We start from the raw sequence: 3,886 nt of genomic DNA, 5'->3' as shown, positions 1-3,886 counted from the left end.
ACCATGGCGTTGCTCTATCTCGCTTATTTCGATGCCGATGCCGTGGACAGGGTGATCGCGCGTCTCCAGGGGATCGGATCGGCGGCGACCGCCGGAGGGGAAATTTCGTGAAGCGTGGTTCGTTGTTCCCGGGCGCGGTCGTCGCCGCCGCCGGCTTGGCCATGGTCTGCGGCGTGGCCCGTGCCGGCGATGCGAATGACTATTATCCCAGGCGGACATGGGATTCCTTCGCAGGCGGCCAGATGAACACATCGCTGCTGGTGTTCCGCGACCTCAACAGGAACGGCGTCTACGATCTGGGCGACCGGCCGATGTCGCGCGTGGCTGTCGAGCTCGACAGGCCGAACGCCGGCACCATCATGCGACTGACCAATGCCGGCGGCTTCGCCAACTTCCGCATGTCGGCCATGCACCGCGATTTCGAAGTCGTCGATCCCGGGCACTATGCGTTCCGCGTGGTGCCGCCGCCAGTCTATTCGGTCACCACCGGCAACGCCTCGCAGGAAAGCGACTATGTCGTTTCGCCCGGATCGCCGGGCGACTTGATTGCAAAGACCACGACCCACCCCGTCGGGCTTGCGGCGGATCTGACGATCAGCGGCGCGGTCGCCGCCGGGGCGCGCGTTTCGCTGACAGGGCCGGATGGCGTCGGCATCGCCGCCAAGGTCGGTCCGGACGGGCGCTTCAGCGCAGCCGTGGCGCCCGGCGAATGGCTGGTCGATTTCTCGGCCGCCGGGGCGACCGAGCGGCGGCATGTCGTGGTCGGCGCGGCGCCGGTGGTGCTCTCGACGTTCTCCGGCAAGGGCGGACCGGCCGAGGCGCCGCTGCCCCAGGAGCATGTCGTCGGCTTCGACGACCTGATGACGTCGCCCGGCGTGTTCGAGGTCCCGTCAGGCTATGGCGGGCTCAACTGGTACAATCTCGTTGCCATGCACCAGCGCTTCACCGACGGCCCGGGCTACGTCAACACCACCATGTCGGGCGAATTCATCGCCTACAACAGCTCAGGCCATCCCGCGCAGGTGTTCAGCGACAAACCGTTCGATTTCACCGGCGCCTATTTCGGCGCCGGCTGGGACGACGCTGAGGGCGAGACGCTCATCCTCAAGGCCTGGCGGGGCGATGAGCCAGCCTATGAGGATCGACTGACGCTGTCCGCCAACGGTCTGGTCTATTTCGCGGCCGACTACAGGCGCATCACGCGGCTCGAGATCCGCACGCAGCACTACTGGCAGGCCGCTATCGACGATTTCGCCTACCGCACCGGCCCATAGGGCGGTTCATCGCGCCGCCGGAGCGGCGAGCCGGAACAGGAAACTGGAAGGACGTTGCTTTCTGCCGCTCCGGCGCGCGGCGCTTCGAGGTCAAGCGGCGGCGTCAGCAAGACACTCGCGGGGATGATCCGCAGGAGCGGGGCCCGCCATCCGAATGGCCGACATTGGAGTCGTGATGGCCGCCGCCATGGCCGCCATTGCTGCCGCCGTTTCCAGCGTTACCACCATTGCCGCCACTGTTTCCGGTGCCGCCGCCATTGCTCCCGCCGTTTCCGGCGCTACCGCCGTTGCCGCCACCGTTTCCGGCGCCCCCGCCATTGCCGCCGCCGTTTCCGGTGCCGCCGCCATTGCCGCCACCGTTTCCGCCGCCATTCCCTCCGTTGCCGCCATTCCCTCCGTTGCCGCCATTCCCTCCGTTGCCGCCGTTCCCTCCATTGCCACCGTTTCCGCCGTTGCCACCGTTACCGCCATTCCCTCCATTGCCGCCGTTCCCTCCGTTCCCTCCGTTGCCGCCGTTCCCGCCATTGCCGCCGTTCCCGCCATTGCCGCCGTTCCCGCCACCGTTGCCACCGCCATTTCCGCCACCGTTGCCGCCATTGGCCGCCAGAAGCGCGCGCTTGGCGTCCTGCAGCATGGCTTTCGCATCCGGCTGGTGGAGCTCGTCTCGCGGCTCTGGGAGGACCGACGCGGCATGGCTCGAAGTGGCCGCCGGCAGCAGCATGGCCGATGCCAGAAGCGCCGTGGCCAGCGTATTTCTCGGAAGGGAAAGGCGCGCGAAATCGGCCGTCGAGGCGAATTCGAGAATCCGTAAGCCTCGCGCCGGCCATCGCCGGGCAGCCTGCGCCCTGATCTTCATTGAGATGAACCCGCCACCGCCGTACCCCCGTCGCGACTATAGACAGGTTCGATGCCCGTTCTCGATCATCCCAGAAAAAGTCAGGGCTTCGCGCGCCTCCACGGCCGGCGCGCTCAGGCCATTCGGTGTGCTCGCCTTATCCCCTCAGCGCACGCGCCGCCGCCTCGGCAAAGGAGATGTCGCCCTTGATCTCGCGCATCGCCATCGAGGTCACCGTGCGGCGCACGCCGGGCAGGCGGCTGAGCTCCTCGCGCAGCATGCGGTCGAGCGCCATCATATCGACGGTAACGATCTGCAGGAGATAGTCGGCTTCGCCCGTGGTGGCGTAGCAGCGGCGGATCAGCGGGTGCGTCTTCACCGCCGCCTCGAAGGCGTCGGACACCTCGAAGTCGATCGACACCTGGATGAAGGCCTCGATGCCGAAGCCGATCCTGGCCGGGTCGATGCGGGTCGAATATCCACGGATGACGCCTGCCTCTTCCAGCGCCTTCACGCGCTTCCAGCACGGCGTCTTGCTCAAGCCGACCTCCTCTGCCAGCTCGCCGAAGGAGATCCGCGCATCGCGCTCGAGCGCGGCGACTATTTTGCGGTCCAGGGCATCCAGCACAGTTCGTTCTCCATTGATGCGGGAAGGAGCGATAATCGTCCTTCATTTCATGCCATTTGGATAACAGAAAGGAACAATGTTCAAGCCGGAAGCGCTATCCTTGTGGCGCGGTCATGCCCGAGGAGGATGAGCCATGGACAAGACGGACTATCACGCCCGGATCGAGGCGCCCGAGATGCGCGACTACGGCGTATATCTGAAATGCGACCAGCTGCTCGCCTGCCAGAAGCCGCTGGCCGAGATGGTCAACGCCGACGAATTGCAGTTCCAGATCGTGCACCAGGTCGAGGAGCTGTGGATGAAGCTCATCGCCTACACGCTGGTCGATGTGCTCGACTACCTGGAGAAACAGGACACCCATCGCATCGTCACGCTGATGGGCCGCGTGCACCGGCTGATGCGTATGATGACGGCGCAGCTCGATCTGCTGGAGACCATGTCGCCCAAGGAGTATCAGCAGATCCGCCTGCAGCTCGGCAATGGCAGCGGCCAGGAATCGCCCGGCTTCAAGTTCCTGCTGCGCCTGCCGCCGGACCTTTGGCGGGCCTTCAGGCATGCCTATCTCGATGGCCGCGGGCTGACCGTGGCGGATATCTATGACGAGCATTACGACCACGGCGACGCCTATGTCGTGGCCGAGGCGCTGATCGAGTTCGACGAGCTGTTCCAGAAATTTCGCGCCAACCACCTCTATCTGATCCACCGCTCGATCGGGCTGGGCTCGAAGTCGCTGAAGGGCCGCCCGGTGGAGATGCTGGAAGGCGGCGCCCGCCACCGCTTCTTCCCCGAGCTGTGGGATATCCGTTGCGACATGACCGACCGCTGGGGCGCCGAATACGGCACCGTGCGGGACTCGATCAGCCATCCGGCGCAGGTGAAGGCCGGCTGAGCCTTCTTCCTCGCCCCGCGCGAAGCGGGGGGAGAGGTGGCGCGGCGAAGCCGCGACGGAGAGGGGCCTTCGTAGAGCTAAAGCATGTCTCGCTAAAGCGCATGGAGCGAACCCGAGAGATCGTGTCGCGATTTAGAACCTCGGGCGCGCCACACCGTGCTTCTTCCTCTGTCGCCGGCGCTGCCCCCTCTCCGACCGCTTCGCGGCCACCTCTCCCCCGCGTTGCGGGGGCGAGGAAGAGGGCGCTCCAACAATTTTCC

4 protein-coding genes are annotated in these 3,886 nt (G+C 65.9%); 3 read left to right on the top strand and 1 reads right to left on the bottom strand.

The window, feature by feature from the left end:
* Window positions 1–107: 107 nt before the first annotated feature.
* A complete protein-coding gene (locus EOA27_RS26410) occupies window positions 108–1,274 on the top strand; it encodes a hypothetical protein (RefSeq protein WP_126083241.1) in 1,167 nt (388 codons plus the stop codon).
* Between the two features lie 175 nt (window positions 1,275–1,449).
* The gene (locus EOA27_RS40945) at window positions 1,450–2,085 is read left to right on the top strand and encodes a hypothetical protein (protein ID WP_189562120.1); all 636 of its coding nucleotides are present in this window, start codon (window positions 1,450–1,452) and stop codon (window positions 2,083–2,085) included.
* 181 nt (window positions 2,086–2,266) lie between these two features.
* Here EOA27_RS40945 and EOA27_RS26400 read toward each other — a convergent pair whose 3' ends face one another.
* Window positions 2,267–2,737 carry an Lrp/AsnC family transcriptional regulator gene (locus tag EOA27_RS26400; RefSeq protein ID WP_126083240.1) on the bottom strand — a complete coding sequence of 157 codons (471 nt, stop codon included), beginning with the start codon at window positions 2,735–2,737 and terminating at the stop codon, window positions 2,267–2,269.
* Between the two features lie 133 nt (window positions 2,738–2,870).
* Between EOA27_RS26400 and EOA27_RS26395 the strand changes: the two genes are divergently transcribed.
* Window positions 2,871–3,626 (top strand): tryptophan 2,3-dioxygenase family protein, encoded by a 756-nt coding sequence (locus EOA27_RS26395; protein WP_126083239.1) that lies wholly within the window; start codon window positions 2,871–2,873, stop codon window positions 3,624–3,626.
* Window positions 3,627–3,886: the final 260 nt, after the last annotated feature.

Source organism: Mesorhizobium sp. M2A.F.Ca.ET.037.01.1.1, from assembly GCF_003998075.1.
Lineage (GTDB): Bacteria > Pseudomonadota > Alphaproteobacteria > Rhizobiales > Rhizobiaceae > Mesorhizobium.
The sequence above is the reverse complement of the archived record's forward strand: the minus strand, read 5'-3'. Positions and strand labels throughout refer to the sequence as shown.

Excerpts from the sequence above, each read along its gene's own strand:
- EOA27_RS26395 (WP_126083239.1), top strand. The coding sequence starts at position 2,871 with ATGGACAAGACGGACTATCACGCCCGGATCGAGGCGCCCGAGATGCGC.
- EOA27_RS40945 (WP_189562120.1), top strand. The coding sequence starts at position 1,450 with ATGGCCGCCGCCATGGCCGCCATTGCTGCCGCCGTTTCCAGCGTTACC.